At 59.2% G+C, this 17,139-nt stretch carries 12 protein-coding genes; 7 read left to right on the top strand and 5 right to left on the bottom strand.

What is annotated here, in order from left to right; all coding sequences use genetic code 11:
- The first annotated feature begins 112 nt into the window (after nucleotides 1–112).
- The 4 genes from FIU93_RS18060 to FIU93_RS18075 all read left to right on the top strand — a co-directional run bounded on the left by FIU93_RS18060 (nucleotide 113) and on the right by FIU93_RS18075 (nucleotide 6,055).
- A complete protein-coding gene (locus FIU93_RS18060; protein WP_055656609.1) occupies nucleotides 113–1,300 on the top strand; it encodes an ABC transporter substrate-binding protein in 1,188 nt (395 codons plus the stop codon).
- An 85-nt stretch (nucleotides 1,301–1,385) separates the two neighbouring features.
- Nucleotides 1,386–2,261, top strand: a complete 876-nt coding sequence (locus FIU93_RS18065) for a branched-chain amino acid ABC transporter permease (protein WP_023001132.1) — start codon at nucleotides 1,386–1,388, stop codon at nucleotides 2,259–2,261.
- A gap of 78 nt (nucleotides 2,262–2,339) precedes the next feature.
- The gene (locus FIU93_RS18070) at nucleotides 2,340–4,790 is read left to right on the top strand and encodes an ATP-binding cassette domain-containing protein (RefSeq protein ID WP_152507629.1); all 2,451 of its coding nucleotides are present in this window, start codon (nucleotides 2,340–2,342) and stop codon (nucleotides 4,788–4,790) included.
- On the top strand, nucleotides 4,787–6,055 hold the full coding sequence (locus FIU93_RS18075; RefSeq protein ID WP_152506376.1) for an amidohydrolase family protein: 1,269 nt from the start codon (nucleotides 4,787–4,789) through the stop codon (nucleotides 6,053–6,055). Before FIU93_RS18070 ends, FIU93_RS18075 begins: the two co-directional genes overlap by 4 nt.
- On the opposite strand, the gene FIU93_RS18080 is transcribed toward FIU93_RS18075, so the two are convergent.
- From FIU93_RS18080 to FIU93_RS18100, 5 genes are all read right to left on the bottom strand, one after another.
- On the bottom strand, nucleotides 6,052–6,846 hold the full coding sequence (locus FIU93_RS18080) for an FCD domain-containing protein (protein ID WP_152506377.1): 795 nt from the start codon (nucleotides 6,844–6,846) through the stop codon (nucleotides 6,052–6,054). The two genes, FIU93_RS18075 and FIU93_RS18080, sit on opposite strands and share 4 nt — an antisense overlap.
- A gap of 37 nt (nucleotides 6,847–6,883) precedes the next feature.
- Nucleotides 6,884–7,891: an oligopeptide/dipeptide ABC transporter ATP-binding protein gene (locus tag FIU93_RS18085; RefSeq protein WP_152506378.1), complete on the bottom strand. Its 1,008-nt coding sequence runs from the start codon at nucleotides 7,889–7,891 to the stop codon at nucleotides 6,884–6,886.
- Complete coding sequence (locus FIU93_RS18090) at nucleotides 7,888–9,825, bottom strand: dipeptide/oligopeptide/nickel ABC transporter permease/ATP-binding protein (protein WP_152506379.1); 1,938 nt, start codon at nucleotides 9,823–9,825, stop codon at nucleotides 7,888–7,890. The genes FIU93_RS18085 and FIU93_RS18090 overlap by 4 nt, the downstream gene beginning before the upstream one ends.
- Nucleotides 9,825–10,769, bottom strand: a complete 945-nt coding sequence (locus FIU93_RS18095; RefSeq protein WP_023001138.1) for an ABC transporter permease — start codon at nucleotides 10,767–10,769, stop codon at nucleotides 9,825–9,827. Before FIU93_RS18095 ends, FIU93_RS18090 begins: the two co-directional genes overlap by 1 nt.
- Before the next feature lie 280 nt (nucleotides 10,770–11,049).
- Complete coding sequence (locus FIU93_RS18100; protein WP_035908743.1) at nucleotides 11,050–12,609, bottom strand: ABC transporter substrate-binding protein; 1,560 nt, start codon at nucleotides 12,607–12,609, stop codon at nucleotides 11,050–11,052.
- A 147-nt stretch (nucleotides 12,610–12,756) separates the two neighbouring features.
- Between FIU93_RS18100 and FIU93_RS18105 the strand changes: the two genes are divergently transcribed.
- The 3 genes from FIU93_RS18105 (at nucleotide 12,757) to cyoB (ending at nucleotide 17,129) form a co-directional block, all read left to right on the top strand.
- Nucleotides 12,757–13,998 carry a Zn-dependent hydrolase gene (locus tag FIU93_RS18105; protein ID WP_152506380.1) on the top strand — a complete coding sequence of 414 codons (1,242 nt, stop codon included), beginning with the start codon at nucleotides 12,757–12,759 and terminating at the stop codon, nucleotides 13,996–13,998.
- A gap of 159 nt (nucleotides 13,999–14,157) precedes the next feature.
- Nucleotides 14,158–15,090, top strand: coding sequence for a ubiquinol oxidase subunit II (cyoA, locus tag FIU93_RS18110; protein WP_075284754.1), 933 nt, complete (start codon nucleotides 14,158–14,160; stop codon nucleotides 15,088–15,090).
- Nucleotides 15,090–17,129, top strand: a complete 2,040-nt coding sequence (gene cyoB, locus FIU93_RS18115; protein WP_152506381.1) for a cytochrome o ubiquinol oxidase subunit I — start codon at nucleotides 15,090–15,092, stop codon at nucleotides 17,127–17,129. The genes cyoA and cyoB overlap by 1 nt, the downstream gene beginning before the upstream one ends.
- Nucleotides 17,130–17,139: the final 10 nt, after the last annotated feature.

Consider the following 17,139-nt stretch of genomic DNA (forward strand, 5'->3'; position numbering starts at 1 on the left):
AAGGCTGAAATTAGATAAGTAATTGAAATGTATAGAGATCAGTAAACTGGCATCTGACTTGCTCTTGATGTGGCGTTCGGACGTGTCGTCCGGAAAACCAGAGGAGCCGTTCATGAAATCCGCTTGCAAATTTCCGAAGGTGACACGTCGCGTCCTGATGTCAGGTGCTGTCGGTCTCGCCCTGGCCACCAGCCTTCCGGCCTTCGCCGCCGATACAATCAAGATCGGCCTTGTTGCCGCGCTCAGCGGTCAGTCTGCCAAGTCCGGACAGGCAATTACACGTGGCCTGACAATCGCGATTGATGAGATCAACGAGAAGGGCGGTGTCCTTGGCAAACCGCTTGAACTTGTAAGCCGCGACGACGAAAGCAACCCGGGCAAGGGGCTTGTCGCCGCACGTGAGCTTGTCCAGCGCGAAGGCGTTGCGGCTCTGATCGGCGGTCTGGACACACCGGTCTCCTTTGCAATCGTTCCCTTTGCAAACCAGTCAAAAGTGCCTTTTGTCGGCCCGTGGGCTGCAGGCACCGGCATCACCAAGAACGGTGCTGAAGAGAACTACATCTTCCGCGTTTCCGCCGTTGATGAATATGTCGATGAAGCGATCACCGAGTATCTGGTCACCAAATACGGCTCCAAGAAACCGGGCATGATCCTCATCAACAACCCATGGGGCGAGTCCAACGAGAAGGGGCTTTTGAAAGCGCTCGAGAAGCGCGGCATGGAGCATGCGGGTATCGAGAAGTTCGAGTCCAATGACGTCGATGTCGTACCGCAGCTCACGCGCCTCAAGGAAAACGGCGCGGATGGCCTGTTTGTGGTGGCAAACGTTGCCCCGACCGCACAGGTGGTGAAATCACTCGACCGGATGGGCTGGGATGTTGCCATGGCATCGCACTGGGGCCCGGCAGGCGGACGGTTCACGGAACTGGCCGGCAAGAGCGGCGAGAAGCTCCACTTCATCCAGACCTACCTGTTCCGGGAGGGCGATGCGAAGGGCGAGGCCATGTTCTCGAAGCTTCAGGAAAGCTTTCCCGAAATCAAGACCATGGCCGATGTGACACCCGCAACCGGTATCGCCAATGCCTATGACGCCATGCTTCTGCTGGCTGCTGCCATCGAGAAGGCCGGTTCCACCGATGGTCCGGCTATCCGACAGGCGATGTACGACATCGAGAACATCGAAGGCCTGATCAAGACCTACACCGATCCGTTCTCGCCGGAAGACCAGGATGCGATCGCGCCTGAAGACTATGTCTTCGCGCAGTTCGTCGAAGGCGAAATCATCCCGATCGAAGATTGATGATGTCACCTCCCGCGGCAGGCCCGCGGGAGGTTTCTTTCCTTTGAATTAGCCCTGATCCCGTTTCACCCGCCAGGACCTACCCATGACCCTCTTGATCGCCGCCCTTGTCACCGGCATTGGCCTTGGAAGCATGTACGGGCTGATCGCGCTCGGCTTTCAGATCACCTATTCCGTTTCTTCCACCGTCAATTTCGCGCAAGGCAGCGTTGTCATGCTGGGCGCGGTTCTGGGCTTTGTCTTTACCGAACGGCTCGGCTTGAACTGGCTGATCGCTTATCCGCTTGCGATCGCCTGCTGCGGCCTTTTTGGCGTGCTTGTTGAAATACTTCTGGTTCGTCCCTTCGTGGAACGCAATTCGGAGGCCTGGCTGATGGCGACCGTCGCGGGCGGCATCTTTCTCGACAACGCCGTTCTCTTCAGCTTCGGCAACGAACCGCGGACATTGTTTTCGCCTTTGGCGCAGACCACCTGGCAGTTCGCCGGCACGGGCATCTATCCGCAGCAACTGCTTATTCCGATTGCCGCCATCGGTGTTGCTCTGGCGCTGCACTTCCTGTTCCGCAAGACCTTGCAGGGCAGGGCGCTGCTTGCCGTCGTCCAGAACAATCAGGCAGCACGGCTCATGGGGATCAACACAACCATGATGGTGTCCGGTTCCTTTGCGATTTCGGCGATGCTTGCCGGATGTGCCGGTCTTTTGATCGCGCCGCTGTTTTCCGTGCATTCGGACATGGGAACGCTCTTTGGGCTCAAGGCCTTCGCGGTGGCAATCCTGGGCGGCATGACATCGGCAGCCGGCGTCATGCTGGCAGGCTTTCTCTATGGAGTGACGGAAGCCCTGGTAACGGCCTACCTGGGCTCATCTTCTACCTACATCGTTGTCTTTGCGCTGATCATCCTTGCACTGACATTGAAGCCGGACGGTCTCTTCGGTCGTCCCGCCGTAAAGAAAGTCTGAGGAAGAGCCGTGCCCTTTCTGAACCAGCGAATTCTTCTCGATAGCGCGTTGCTCGTTCTGACTGTTGCAGCCTGTGCGATGGCCGTGACAAGCGGTGGCTACACGCAGTTCGTCATCGGCCTTGTTGCAATCACGACCATCCTGGGGACAGGTCTCAACGTTCTTTATGGTTTGACTGGTCTGGTCTCACTTGGCCAGGTGGGGTTCTTTGCCATCGGCGCTTATGGTGTGGCGGTGATGACGCTGTCTGGCCTGAGCTTCTGGCTGGCACTGCCCTTGTCCGCACTCGTGGCGGGGATCGCGGGCGTTCTGCTGGCGGTGCCTGCCGTCCGTATGGCGGGGCCGTTCCTGGCAATGGTCACGATTGCCTTCGCGTTCATTGTCGAACACGGCGCGGTGGAATGGCGTTCGCTGACCGGCGGTCAGAATGGCCTCATGGGCTTTCCGATGCCGGAGATCCTGGGCTTCGTGTTCAGCGAGCGGGAACTGGTGGTGCTGGCCATCCTGCTTGCCGGATTGTCTCTTTACCTGTTTCGCCGATTGGCCGAAAGCGGCTGGGGCATGGCAATGACGGGCGTACGCGATGCTGAAACCGCAGCTGCCTCGCTTGGATATCGGCCGTTTGCGGTCAAGGCGGCCGCGTTTGCCATTGCGGCGGCGATGGCCGGGCTTGCGGGCGGTCTGTTTGCACCGTTGATGATGTTCATCGCGCCGAGCAATTTCCCGTTCTCGCAGTCGATCCTGTTTCTCTTCGCAATCCTGATCGGCGGCGCCGGCACCGTGCTGGGGCCACTCGCCGGTGCGCTGGTAACCGTCCTGCTGCCGGAGTTCCTTTCAGATCTTGCAGAATACCGGCTGCTGTTCTTTGGCGGTTTGCTGGTGGGCGTGCTGCTGATTGCGCCTCGCGGGCTGGTTGGCACGGTGGCGTCTTACATTCCGAGGTCGAGCCGAAGCGTGGCACCGGTTTCTTCCGCAGACATCGAGCAGTTCCTCCAGGGCGGGCTTACCTCGAGTGCACTGGAAATTGAAGACCTCGGCATTTCATTCGGCGGTGTTCAGGCAGTCGATGGTGTCAGCTTCCGGATCGAGCCCGGCGAGGTAACATCCATCATCGGTCCGAACGGTGCGGGCAAGACAACGGTTCTCAACATGATAGGCGGGTTCTACCGTCCAACGCAGGGAAAGATCGTGCTTGGAAGCCGGGACCTTGCCGGGCTGCCTGCCCATGCGGTTGCCCGATCCGGGATTGCCCGGACCTACCAGACGACTAAACTTTTCGAGAACCTGACGGTGCTTGCAAATGTCGTCTCCGGGCTGGGGCGCGGTGCCTTCGGCGACCCGTGGTCCGACATTCAGTCGCCAGATCGTTTGTCGCTGGCGGCAGGACTTTTGCGATACTGCGGCTATGAAGGTGACTTCGACAAGCGTGCCGGTGATTTGCCGCATGTCGACCGCAGGCTGGTGGAGATCGCACGCGCGCTTGCCCTGAAACCTGACATCCTTCTTCTGGATGAACCGGCAGCCGGACTGATGCGTGCCGACAAGGACAAGCTCGCCATGCTGCTGCGGGATATTGCCGACCTGGGACCTGCAGTTGTGCTCGTCGAACATGACATGGAGCTGGTCATGGGGATTTCGGACCGGATCCAGGCAGTTGACGCCGGCAAGCCTATTGCCTTTGGTTCTCCGACAGAGATCCAGGCAAACGATACTGTGATTGCAGCCTACCTCGGCACCGGTGGCGCCACGGCCTTCCCGCGCATAAAACCGCTGCATACGGAAGAAACGCCTGTTCTTTCGACACAGAAGCTGACCGCAGGATATGGCGCGGCTCCGGTGTTGAAAGAGGTATCACTCAAGGTGCGGCCAGGTGAAATGGTGGCTCTGCTCGGGGCGAATGGTGCAGGAAAATCGACGTTTCTTTCTGCCGTTTCGGGTCTGCACAGGCCGGTCACCGGAAGCATAATCCTGAACGACGAGCAGACACAGGCCATGCAGCCGCATGAACTCGTCGGGCGTGGTCTTGTGCTGGTTCCCGAAGGCCGCCAGGTATTTCCGGAACTGACGGTGCGCGAGAACATCGAACTGGGTGCCTACAAGAGACATTCGGATGTCAACAGCTCGGAACTGGAAGCTCATCTGAAGCGGTTTCCGCGCCTGCGTGACAGGTTGCACAGCCGCGCAGGGCTTCTTTCGGGCGGTGAGCAGCAGATGATGGCAATTGCCCGCGGTCTCATGGCGAAACCCAAGATCCTGCTCCTGGACGAACCTTCGCTTGGTTTGGCTCCGGCGATGGTTGAGGAGCTTTATGCGATCCTTGGTGAGTTGCGGGACGAAGGCATCACCATTCTGCTTGTCGACCAGATGGCAACGCTTGCTCTCGCCGTTGCAGATTACGCCTACGTATTGGAGCAAGGCCGTATCGTGATTGAAGGCAAGGCTGCGGATCTGGCTTCGGACCCGCGGCTGACGGCTGCCTATCTCGGCGCCACCAATGAACAGGAAACTCGCATGGAGGCGAGGGTATGAGCGGGCTAGTAATCCGGAACGTCCTGCTGGATGGCGCTGATGCGGCTGTCGATATTGCTGTTAGGGCCGGAAAGATTTCGGCGATAGGAGCCGACCTGCCCACGAGTGCGGAAGAACTGAATGGCAACGGCGTTCTCCTGGTGCCGGGATTTGTCGAGAGCCATCTTCATCTCGACAAGGCCTGCATTCTCGACCGCTGTCGGAACGAGACAGGCACGCTGGAAGGAGCGATCTCGTCAGTTGCGGAGGCAAAGAAAGGGTTTTCGGAAGAAGACGTCTACGACCGTGGTCGAAAGGTTCTCGAAAAGGCCATTACCCAGGGTACCAACGCCATCCGGACGCATGTGGAGATCGATCCGGGCATCGGCCTGACGGGGTTTCACGCCATTCAGCGGCTGAAGCAGGATTTCGCCTGGGCGCTGGACCTGCAGATATGTGTCTTTCCGCAAGAAGGGCTGATCAACAACCCGGGTACTGCCGAATTGCTGGAAGAGGCGCTCAAAGCCGGAGCGGACCTGCTGGGCGGGTGTCCCTATACGGACAGCGATCCGAATGGCCAGATTGCCTGTCTGTTCGAAATGGCCGAACGCCATGATGTCGATCTCGATTTCCATCTGGATTTCGATCTCGATCCATCCTGGCGTCATCTTGATGAAATCGCCCGTCAGACAGTCGCTTTCGGATGGCAGGGTAGGGTCGCGATCGGCCATGTCACCAAGCTGTCGGCCCTTTCCCGAAAGGACCTTCTGGAGGCGGTGCAAATTCTGAAAAACGCTGAAATCGCGCTTACCGTCCTGCCGTCGACGGATCTGTTTCTGATGGGGCGTGGCAGCGAAAGCCTGGTGCCGCGCGGGGTTGCTCCGGCGCATGTCTTTCATGAACACGGCGTTTGCTGCACGGTCGCAACAAACAACGTGCTCAATCCCTTCACGCCCTATGGCGACTGCTCCTTGCCGCGCATGGCCAATCTTTATGCCAATGTTCACCAGCTCGGATCAGCGGAAGACCTGAAGGCCTGTTTTGACATGGTAACGGCTGCACCACGGAGGCTGATCAACAAGGCTCACAGGATCGAAGTCGGCGAAGCGGCCACCTTCGTGGCGCTGCCGGCCATGAGCGGACAACAGATCGTTTCGGAAATCATCCGGCCGGTCTGGGGGATGAAGAATGGAAAATTCACCTTCGAGCAGGCTCCGGCCAGGTTGATGGGCCCATTGGCAGCGCAAGGCCGGACCGAGGAAAGGCAAGCGGCCCTTGTGCCCTAGCTGCTCGTGGACGAGATCACTTGCGCCGTCGTGCTGCCGCGTGTGCGCATGGCGGCACGTTCCTTCATGTATTTTTCCGCCTCGATCATATGACCACGCATGATCATGCGGCAGAGCTCGGCATCACCCGATTTTATCGCCCGCAGCAACTGCACCTGATAGTGCAGTCCCGTTTCGCGCAGGGCAGGGTTCGGTTCCTTGTAGATCGAGCGGCAGACCGTCATGTCGCGTAGCAGGCTGAGCAGGAAGGAACATGTGAAGGCCAGGATCGGGTTCTTGCAGTGCCGGGCCAGTTCTTCGTGAAAATCCAGCTCGGCCAGGCGCTGCGAATATTCTTCTTCCGCCGTCTTCGGCTCGTCCTCGTAAAGCCGGATGCAGCCCTGCAAGGCCTGAAAACCGTCGTCTGTCAGTGTTCCGGCAACCGAGGCGGCAAGTTCCGGCTCAAGCTGTTTCCGGAGCGTGTAGATGTCGGCAATCGTCGGCTGGTCGAACAGGAACAGATTGTCCAGCATGCGGATGGCTTCACCTGGCTCCACCGATGCGACGAAGACACCGCCGCCCGGACCGCTGCGCGTTGAAATCAACCCCTGGAACTCCAGAACCTTCAAAGCCTCACGCAGTGAACCACGTGACACCCTGACCGTTTCCGGCTGAAGCCATTCGGCGGGGATCCTGTCACCGGGGCGCAGACCGGCTTCGACGATCTGTTCGCGGATCTGCTGGGCAACCATGTCGGGCCGCCGCAGGCGTTTCCGTGTCTTGGGATCTGTCGCTCCTTCGGGAATTCTCATGGCCGGTTAAACTGCATTGCCTTGTTTTTTGGGGAGCCTATGCCTTCCCGAGTGGGTGATAGCAAGCCGCAACGTGATTGTTGCCGCCTTTGGCCTCGTCTGGTGACGGTTTGCCGGCAACGCAGATATCCGTGCGGTGCGCACAGCGCGCGGCAAAGGCGCAGCCTTCAGGGGGATTGTAGGGATCCGGCAATTCGGCAGAGGCGTCTTCCGACATCAGGTCGTGCCGCCCGGGGGCGGGCGCGGAGCGCATTAGCAGATCCGTATAGGGATGTAGCGGCTTGCGGAAGATTTCTTTAGCTGGACCCAGTTCGGCCATCCGGCCGAAGTACATCACCGCCACGCGGTCGCTGACACTTTCCACCACCGAAAGATCGTGGCTGATGAAGATGTAGGTGAGGCCGAAGTCGTCCTTCAGCTTGTCCAGCAGGTTCAACACCTGGGCTTGCACCGACACATCGAGGGCAGACACGGGCTCATCAAGCACGATCAGCTCCGGCCCGGCCGCAAGGGCCCGCGCAATGCCGATCCGCTGCGCCTGGCCGCCGGAGAATTCATGGGGGTAGCGTTCCAGAAACTCCGGCGCCAGGTTGACCGCCTGCAGCAGCTCGGCAAGGCGCTTCTCGCGACCATCGGAATTCAGGTTTGTCAGGTGCTTGAGCGGCGCTTCCAGGATGGTCCTGATGGTCTTGCGGGGATTGAGCGAGGCAACCGGATCCTGAAAGACATATTGAACCTTGCGGGCGAGAGCGTTGCGGTCCTTTTTTGCCAGTGCCGCAAGATCCTCGCCGTTGAAGGTGATCGAGCCGGATGTCGGCAGATCGAGACCGACGACGAGGCGTGCGAGGGTGGACTTGCCGCAGCCCGACTCTCCGACGACACCGAGGGTCTCTCCCTTCTTTACATCGAGACTGAGACCCTGAACCGCGTGCACGGCGGGAAGATGACCGCCAAAGAGCTTCCGACCGCCGCCGAAAATGCGCTCGACATCCTGAATGGTCAGAAGGGCTTCGCTGTCCAAGTGGTTCTGGCTTATCTCGTTCATGCGGTCGCTCCGGAATTCAGCGGAAAGAGGCAGCGCACACCGCGGGTTTCGGAAGACATCTCAAGCTTGATCTCGCCGGTCCGGCAGGAGGTCTGTGCGTGCGGACACCGTTCGGCGAAGGCACAACCGTCCGGCAGGTTATTGACCACGGGCGGGCGGCCCTCGATTGCATCCAGACGACGGTCCGGCTCGCCCAGAACAGGCACGCATTCGATCAGCTTGGCGGTGTAGGGATGACGCGGGTTCGCCAGAACCTCCTCCGTCGTTCCCGTTTCGACGATCCGGCCCGCATACATCACCGCAACACGGTCACAAAGGGCGGAGACAACGCCGAAATCATGGGTGATGAACAGGATTGCAGCATTTCGTTCGCGGCGCAGGCCGTTCATCAGCGTCAGGATTTGCGATTGCACGGTGACGTCGAGCGCGGTGGTCGGCTCGTCCGCAATCAGCACCTTGGCATCGTTGGCGAGCGCCATGGCAATGCAGACCCTTTGGCGCATGCCACCGGAAAGCTCGTGCGGGTAGGCGGACAATCGTTCCTTCGCATTCGGGATCCGCACAAGCGAAAGCAGTTCAACGGCCTTCTCCCGTGCTTTCGAGCCGGACATGGGCTGGTGGGTGGTGATCGCTTCCGTCAACTGATCACCAACGGTGAAGAGCGGGTGCAGCGTCGACAGCGGATCCTGGAAGACATAGGCAACCGAACCGCCTCTGAGGTCCCGGATACGCCGGTCGCTTGCCGCAAAAAGATCTTCGCCGTCGAGATAGGCGGCACCGCCGGCAATCCGGCCGGGTGGTGTCGGCACAAGGCCCATGATGGACATGGCCGTTACCGACTTGCCGGATCCGGATTCTCCGACAACGCCCAGGCATTCGCCCTCTTTCAGGTTCAGATCAACACCGCCGACTGCCTTGTAAACGGAGCTGCCGATCTGGAATTCGGTGCGCATCTGACGGACATCCAGCACACCGCCCTTTTCCGAAGGCGCGGGGATCTCGTCTGCCTTGCGATGCACCGCTGTTCGAGAGACCGGCCGGGTGAGGGACCCGGCACGCAGGCGCGGGTCGAGGATATCGCGAACACCGTCACCGAAGAGGTTGATACTCATGACCAGCGCAAAGATCATCAGGCCCGGAATGATGGAGACATGCGGCGCAGTGAAGAGGATCTTGCGGCCTTCACCCAGCATGGAGCCAAGGTCTGCCTGTGGCGGCTGGGCACCCAGGCCGAGGAAGGACAGGCCGGCCGTTTCGAGGATCATCCAGCCGACGGTCGTCGACATGGTGATGACGATGACCGGCAAGACGTTGGGCAGAATTTCCAGAAACAGAATTTGTACCGGCGACTTGCCGGACAGCCGTGCCGCATCAACATACTCTCTTCGGGATAGCCCGAGCGTAATACCGCGAATGTTGCGGGCAAAGAACGGTATGTTGACGAGCGCGATGGCGTAAAGCGCGTTGAGCAGCCCAGGGCCAAGCACGGCGACGATGGCCAGTGCCAACAGAATGTAGGGAAACGCCATCACCATATCGATGCCGCGCATGATCAGAGTGTCTGTACGACCGCCGGCGTATCCGGCGACCAGTCCCAGAAGCGAGCCGAAGAAGGCAGCGATTATTGTTGCCGACAGACCGACGGCAAGCGATATGCGTGTCCCCCAGATCAGCCGCGAAAGGATGTCCCTGCCCAAGTGATCGGTGCCAAGCAGGTGTCCTTCGGTAAGGACCGGCAGAAGACGGTCTGCCGGGGCGGTAACGTCCGGGTTCGCCAGCGGCAGGATCGGCGCTGCCAGAGCGATAAGACAGATCAGCACCAGAACGACAAGGCCGCTGGTTGCCAGCGAATTGTTGAGCAGAAGCGCAAGTGTTCCCGGGCGCGAGGACTTTGCCTTCTCCTTGGAAGGGGCGCTCATGGTCGTGTCACTCATCAGCGCAACCTCGGATCAAGAATGGTCTGCACCACGTCTGCGAGCAGATTGAAGAGAACATAGGCGGCGGCGACCACCAGAACCCCGCCCTGGACCAGCAGCAGATCGCGGGTGGAAATGGCGGTCACGAGCATGGATCCGATGCCCGGCCACTGGAACACCGTCTCGATATAGACAGCACCGCCGATGACAAAGCCGGCCTGGATGCCGATGACCGGCACCACGCCGACGAGGGCCGACTTGAATGCGTGCTTGTAGATGACCTTGCGTTCCGACAGGCCCTTGGCGCGGGCAGTGCGGATATAGTCCTGACGCAGCACTTCCAGCATGGCGGTGCGCGTCAACCGGGCGATGACGCCGGTCGCGACCACCGAAAGCGTCAGCGCGGGCAGGGTGAGGTGATGGATCAGGTCGGGCAAGTCGCCGCCACCATAGATCGCGTACATGCCGGAAGCCGGAAACAGGCGCAGATTGACGGCAAAGACCAGGATCAGCAGCAGGCCGAGCCAGAAAGACGGGGTCGAGATACCGATCAGAACGAGCAGCGTGATGATCTTGTCCGCCCAGCCGTACTGACGGACGGCGGACACAATACCGGCAAGAAGGCCGAAGATCGAGCACAGGATGAGCGATGTTCCGGCCAGAATGAGGGTTGCCGAAAAGCGCTCCATTACTTCATCCAGCACCGGACGATTGAGCGTGTAGGAGCGGCCGAGATCACCCTGGAACAGGTTGCCGATCCAGATGACGTATTGCTCGAACAGGGTTTTGTCGAGGCCGAGATCGCGGTTGAGCTTGGCGACATTTTCCGGTGTCGCGTAGGAGCCGAGAATGGCAGTTGCCGGGTCTCCCGGGATCATCGCCATGATCAGGAAGACGATGATCGTCAGCCCGAACAGGACCGGGATGGCAGCCAGCAGACGCTTGGCGATATAGGAAGCCAATGGTCTCTCCCTCTTTCTGAGTGCGGCCGGCCATTTCCTGAAGCCTTGCCGCCTCCGCAACCTCATCCTGAGGAGCGCATTTATGCGCGTCTCGAAGGATGGGCGGCACACTCCGGAGCAAGTGGCCCATCCTTCGAGACAGCGCCTTGCGCTTCCTCAGGATGAGGGAGTGTTGTGTCGCCGGGGTGCGCCTTTACGTTTCCTTCGGCACTTGCTGCGTGCAGGTCCGAATACGAAAATCCCGGCGAACCGTTCAAGGTCCGCCGGGAGACGTGTCGTCTTATTGAGGCTTCTTGACGTCCTGAAGCATCAGGAAGAAGGAGGGCTGCAGCTTGAAGTCTTCAACCGATGCCTTGGTGACGGCATTCTGTTTCCAGTTGGCAACGAAGACCCAGGGGGCGTCCTCCTGGACGATTTCCTGCATTTCCTTGTAGAGCCTTGCACGTTCTTCCTGGTTGGTTTCCTCGCGGGCATTTTCCAGAAGCTCGTCCACCTTGGCGTTGGAATAGTAGCCGGAGTTGAACCCGCCCTGTTCGGGCATCGCTTCGGTGCGCAGGGCCAGGAACGGAAGCGTGTCCGGGTCATTGGTCATCCATGCCATTTCCGCCATGGAAGCCTTGCCTTGCAGACCCGGGTTCACCTTGCCGAGGAAGGTGTTCCATTCATAGGTCTCGATCTTGACCTTCATGCCGACGGCTTGGAGATCGGCCTGGATGGCCGTGCCCATGGCAACCGGGTCGAGCATGCCGGAGCCGCCTTCGGTGACATAGAAAGTAACTTCCTGTCCGGCGTATTCAGCTTCCTTCAGGAGTTCCTTGGCCTTTTCCGGATCGTAGGGATAGGGCTCCAGGCTCTCGTTGTAGGCCCAGGCAAAGGCAGGAGGTGTCGGCCCTGCTGCGACGTCAGCCGTACCTTGCAGGATGTTTTCCACCAGAGCCTTCTTGTTGATGGCGTAGTTGGCGGCCTGGCGTGCAGCCTTGACGTCAAACGGTGCTTCGCGGGTGTTCAGGATCAGGAACCAGACGTGAGGTCCGGCCTGTTCCAGCACCTTGAACGTTGAATCGTCCTTGAACTGCTGCAGGCTGTCCGGCGGAACTTCAACCATCACGTCCAGTCCACCGGACAGCATTTCGGCGATCCTTGTGTTGGCATCGGTGATCGGACGGTAGATCAGCGCTTCCAGGTCCGGAGCGCCATCCCAGTAGTCTTCGTTCTTGACGGCAACCACCTTGGCGTTGGCTTCCCATTCGGCAAACTTGTAGGCGCCGGTACCGGACGGATTGCGGCCGAAATCCTTGCCGTATTGCTTGACGGCCTCGGGCGAGACAATCAGACCCGTCGGATAGGCAAGGTTCGACAGGAACGGCGCGTAAGGGGCACTAAGGTTGAAGGTGACGGTGGTTTCGTTGTCGACGACCACGTCCTCAACAGTGGAGAAGAAGAACGCGAGAGGGAAGGGACCCGTATCGTGATAGGGGTTTTCCTCGTTCAGCATACGGTCGAAGTTGAACTTCACCGCTTCCGCGTTGAAGGGGGAACCGTCGTGGAACTTGATGCCTTCACGCAGCTTGAACGTGTAGGTCTTGCCGTCCTCCGAAATGGTCCAGCTTTCGGCAAGGGACGGTTCGACTTCCAGGGTGCCGTCCTTGTAGCGCACAAGTCCGTCATACAAGTTCACCAGAATGCGGAAATCGTTCACCGCGGTGACTGCGTGCGGGTCGAGTGACTTGGGTTCCGCGATCTGGCCGACAACCAGAACATTGGGCGGAGTCTGCGCCTGCACCTGGGGTGCAAAGGCGAGGAAGGCCGAGGCGAAAGCCGCGGCTAGGAATCTTTTCATGACCATTCCCCTCGTTGTTTCTGACGAATAATTAATCATGATTAATTGCAATGCTGCAATAATTATTTCATATTTATTTTCGCTCGAGGGTTGTGCTCTCGATGCCAGATAAACGCTTAAGCGCTGATAAATAAGGGGGAAACAAGGATGCCGCAGCACGCAATCCGTATCGACCCGGAGCGTCTCAAAACGCTTCTCAACGGAGTGAATCGCTTCGGCTTTGTTCCTGAAACCGGCGGCTACACGCGACCAGGCTTCACTCGGGTCGATCTGGAGTGCAGGGATTGGTTCGAGGCACAGATGAGGGCCGACGATCTGCAGGTGTGGAGAGACGGCGCACTCAACCTGTTTGGCCGGTATGGACCTGAGGACGGGCCGTGCGTCATGGCCGGATCGCATCTCGACACCGTGGTCAATGGCGGGGCTTTTGACGGAGCACTCGGCGCCTGTGTTGCGCTGGAATGCGTGCGAACGATGAAGGATGCCGGAATAACGCCCCGGACAGCGATCGAAGTTGCCGCGACTTCCGAAGAAGAGGGCCGTTTCGGGGGCATGCTCGGCTCACAGGCCATAGTCGGGGCGATCACTCCGGCATGGATCGAGCAGGCGATTGATGCCGACGGGGTCCGGCTGCGTGATGCCATGAACAGTCTGGGTCTCGAGCCGATGGACATCCTGAAAGCAGCCCGTCCGGCCGGTTCGATAAATGCCTTTCTGGAACTCCATATCGAGCAGGGGCCGGTTCTTGAAGCCGAAGAATTTCCCATCGGCATCGCCGAGGAGGTTTCCGGTGTCTGTTATCTGGAGTTGGAACTGACGGGAATCGCCAATCATTCCGGGACAACACCCATGCATCTGCGGGCGGATGCATTTGCCGGGCTTTCCGAGCTTGCCGGGACAATTCCGGATCTGATCCAGATGCACGGCACCGACCAGAGCCGGTTTACCATTGGTCATGTCGAACTTTCGCCGAACCATCCCCACACGATTCCAGGTCGTGCAGTCTTTTCGGTGATTCTGCGTGACACGTCGGAAGAGATAATGGTCGGGCTGAAATCGCGTTTTCTGGAAAGCGCCGACATTGTCGCCAACCGGCACCGACTGAAATTGAACAAGACCGAGAGGAGCTGGTTGTCACCGGTTTCGCTGGATAGCGAGCTTGCCGACAAGCTCGCCGACCTTGCCGAACGCAACGAATTACCGGCGCGGCGTATGCCTTCCGGAGCCGGTCACGATGCCCAGACAATGCAGTCTTTCTGCCCTTCCGGGCTGATCTTCGTTCCCAGCCGGGCCGGCATAAGCCATGCTCCCGAAGAACTCAGCGACTGGTCGGATATCGAGAAGGGGGCGAACCTCATGCTGCAGGCGTTGCTCGACTTGTCCGGCTAACCTGTTTGCTGGTGTCTGCCGGCTTCTGCAACTTTCGCTCTTTCAATGCCGCGCGGGCTCGGCTAGGCTTTTCAAAAGTAAAGCATATCGTTCCTGGCGGGCGCGCCGCCACAAGTGTTGCAAACAGACAGTCCCTATCCATTTTTCAACGGGGGTGCCATGGTTGATCGGATTGCCGGACTAAGGGTCCGTATTGCCTTGAGGTCTGCCGCGACGGTCGGCCTCGTATGCCTTTTCCCGTTGTTACAAGGTTGTGCGCTTTCCGATGCGCCGGTGCTCTTCCCGAAAGGGCCTATCGCGTTGGCGGAACGGGATCTGCTGTTCACGGCATTCGGCATCATGATGATCGTCGCCATTCCCGCGATCATACTAACGCTGCTGTTCGCCTGGCGATATCGCAAGCGTAATGGCAACACCGCGGATTATGCGCCCGAGTGGGATGGTTCCTGGGGCATTGAAGCCGTGGTCTGGCTGGTTCCAGCTGCGATCGTGATTGTCATCGGAACCATTGTCTGGGATGCGACCCACAGACTTGACCCTTACAAGGCCCTGGCGTCCGACAAGCCGGCTTTCAAGGTGCAGGCCGTCGCGCTCGACTGGAAATGGCTGTTCTTATACCCGGAACTCGGCACGGCCAGCGTGAATGAACTTGCCTTTCCCGCAGACAGGCCGCTGACCATCGAGATCACTTCCGACACGGTCATGAATTCGCTGATGATCCCCGCACTTGGTGGCCAGATCTACGCCATGGCGGGCATGCGCTCCGAACTTAACCTGATCGCAGATGGTCCAGGCACCTTCAACGGCCGCAACACAATGTATTCCGGCGACGGTTTTTCCGACCAGCACTTCAAGGCTCATGCCATGAACGAAGCGGATTTCGCCGCCTGGAAGGAAAAGGCAACAGGATCCGCTGACGTGCTGGACGCCAAGACGTATGTGGACCTGCACAAGCAGAGCGTTGCCGATCCAGTCCGGCATTATTCGTCTTACGAGACGGATCTCTTTTCGATCATCCTGCGCAAATACGCGCCGATTGTCGGCCCTTACGAAAGCAAGGCCGCCGAACTCATCTGCCGGGGGGCTGTTTGATGCTGGGACGTCTTACGATTGAGGCCCTGCCGTTCTATTCCTGGGTGGCCATGGGTGGGGCGGCAGTAACCGTTGGCGGCGGCATTGCCGTGTTCCTGCTGATCACCTGGCTGCGCGCATGGAAAGTTCTCTGGACAGACTGGCTGACCAGTGTCGATCACAAGAAGATCGGCATCATGTATGTGGTGCTGGCTCTGGTGATGCTGGTGCGCGGGTTTGTCGATGCTCTCATGATGCGCGCGCAACAGGCGGTTTCCCTGAACAGCGAAGGTTACCTTCCGCCGGAGCATTTCGAGCAGATCTTTTCCTCTCACGGCACCATCATGATCTTTTTCGTGGCGATGCCGTTCCTGACCGGGCTCATCAACATCATCGTGCCGCAACAGATCGGCGCGCGGGATGTCGCCTTTCCGTTCCTGAATTCCGTCAGCCTCTGGATGACGGCCGCCGGTGCGGCTCTGGTGCTGATATCGCTTGTGGTCGGCAAGTTCTCTCAAGCCGGCTGGACCGGGTATCCTCCATATTCCGGGGCTGAATATAGTCCGGGTGTGGGGGTCGACTACTGGCTATGGGCGCTGATCATCAGCGGGGTGGGCAGTACGCTCTCAGGCATCAACTTCATCGTGACCATCGTCAAGAACCGCTGCCCGGGCATGACTTTCATGCGCATGCCGATGTTCACCTGGACGACACTGTGCATTTCCATCCTGATTGCCTTCGCCTTTCCGGCGCTGACGGTGGTCGCCGGTCAGTTGACACTCGATCGCACGCTTGGCTTCCATTTCTTCACCAACGGTGACGGCGGCAACATGATGATGTTTGCCAACCTGCTGTGGATCTGGGGTCATCCGGAGGTCTACATCCTGATCTTGCCGGCCTTCGGTATCTTTTCCGAAGTGGTGGCGACATTCTCGCGCAAGCGGCTGTTCGGTTACACTTCACTGGTCTATGCGACCGCCTGTATCGCGCTGCTGTCGTTCACAGTCTGGCTGCACCACTTCTTCACGATGGGCTCGTCTGCCAATGTGAATGCCATATTCGGCATCGCAACGATGATCATCGCGGTGCCGACGGGGGTGAAGATCTTCGACTGGCTGTTCACCATGTACAAGGGCCGGATCGAGTTTCACACGTCCATGGTCTACACCATCGGCTTCATGGTGACCTTCGTCATCGGTGGCGTGACTGGGGTGCTGCTGGCCCTGCCGCCCGCCGACTACCTGATGCACAATTCCACCTTCCTGGTGGCGCACTTCCACAACATGCTGATCCCGGGCGCTCTTTTCGGTTATTTCGCCGGCATGAACTACTGGTTCCCCAAAGCCTTCGGTTTCAAGCTGGACGCCAAATGGGGCATGCGGTCCTTCTGGTGCTGGATCATCGGTTTCTATCTCGCCTTCATGCCGCTCTACGTCCTTGGCTTCAAGGGCATGAGCCGGCGGATGGAGCATTATGCCGACCCCACTTGGCAACCCTATCTGATCGTCGCTGCGATCGGGGCTCTGTTCGTCCTGTGCGGCATCGCCTGCATCGCCATCCAGCTTTACGTTTCGGCCAGGAAATGGGGATCCGCCAGGGACATCACGGGGGACCCGTGGAACGGTCGTACCCTGGAATGGGCGACGTCCTCTCCGCCAGCTGCCTATAACTTCGCGGTTCTGCCCGAGGTGACCGACATTGACGCGTTCCACGACATGAAGATCCGGGGGGAGGCCTATCAGCCGCCGCAGCATTACGAAGACATCGTCATGCCGAAAAACACCTGGATCGGCCCGGTGCTTGGTGCGCTGGCCTTTGTGCTCGGTTTTGCCTTCATCTGGTACATCTGGTGGCTCGTCGCCCTGAGCTTCGTGCTGTCTCTCGTATGTGTTGGTATCCGGGCGTCCGACGACAACAGCGAATTCGTGTTGCCCGCAGCAGAAGTCGCCCGGATCGAGCGTGAACGCCTCGCTCAGATCTCGCCGGCCGACCTGCACGACATGCGCGATTTTGTGCCGCGCGGTGCCGCCTCTGGCGCACCGTTGTCCGGAACGGTTTGAGGGAGGGGCC

This window comes from Labrenzia sp. THAF35, assembly GCF_009363595.1.
Taxonomy (GTDB): Bacteria; Pseudomonadota; Alphaproteobacteria; order Rhizobiales; family Stappiaceae; genus Roseibium; species Roseibium algicola.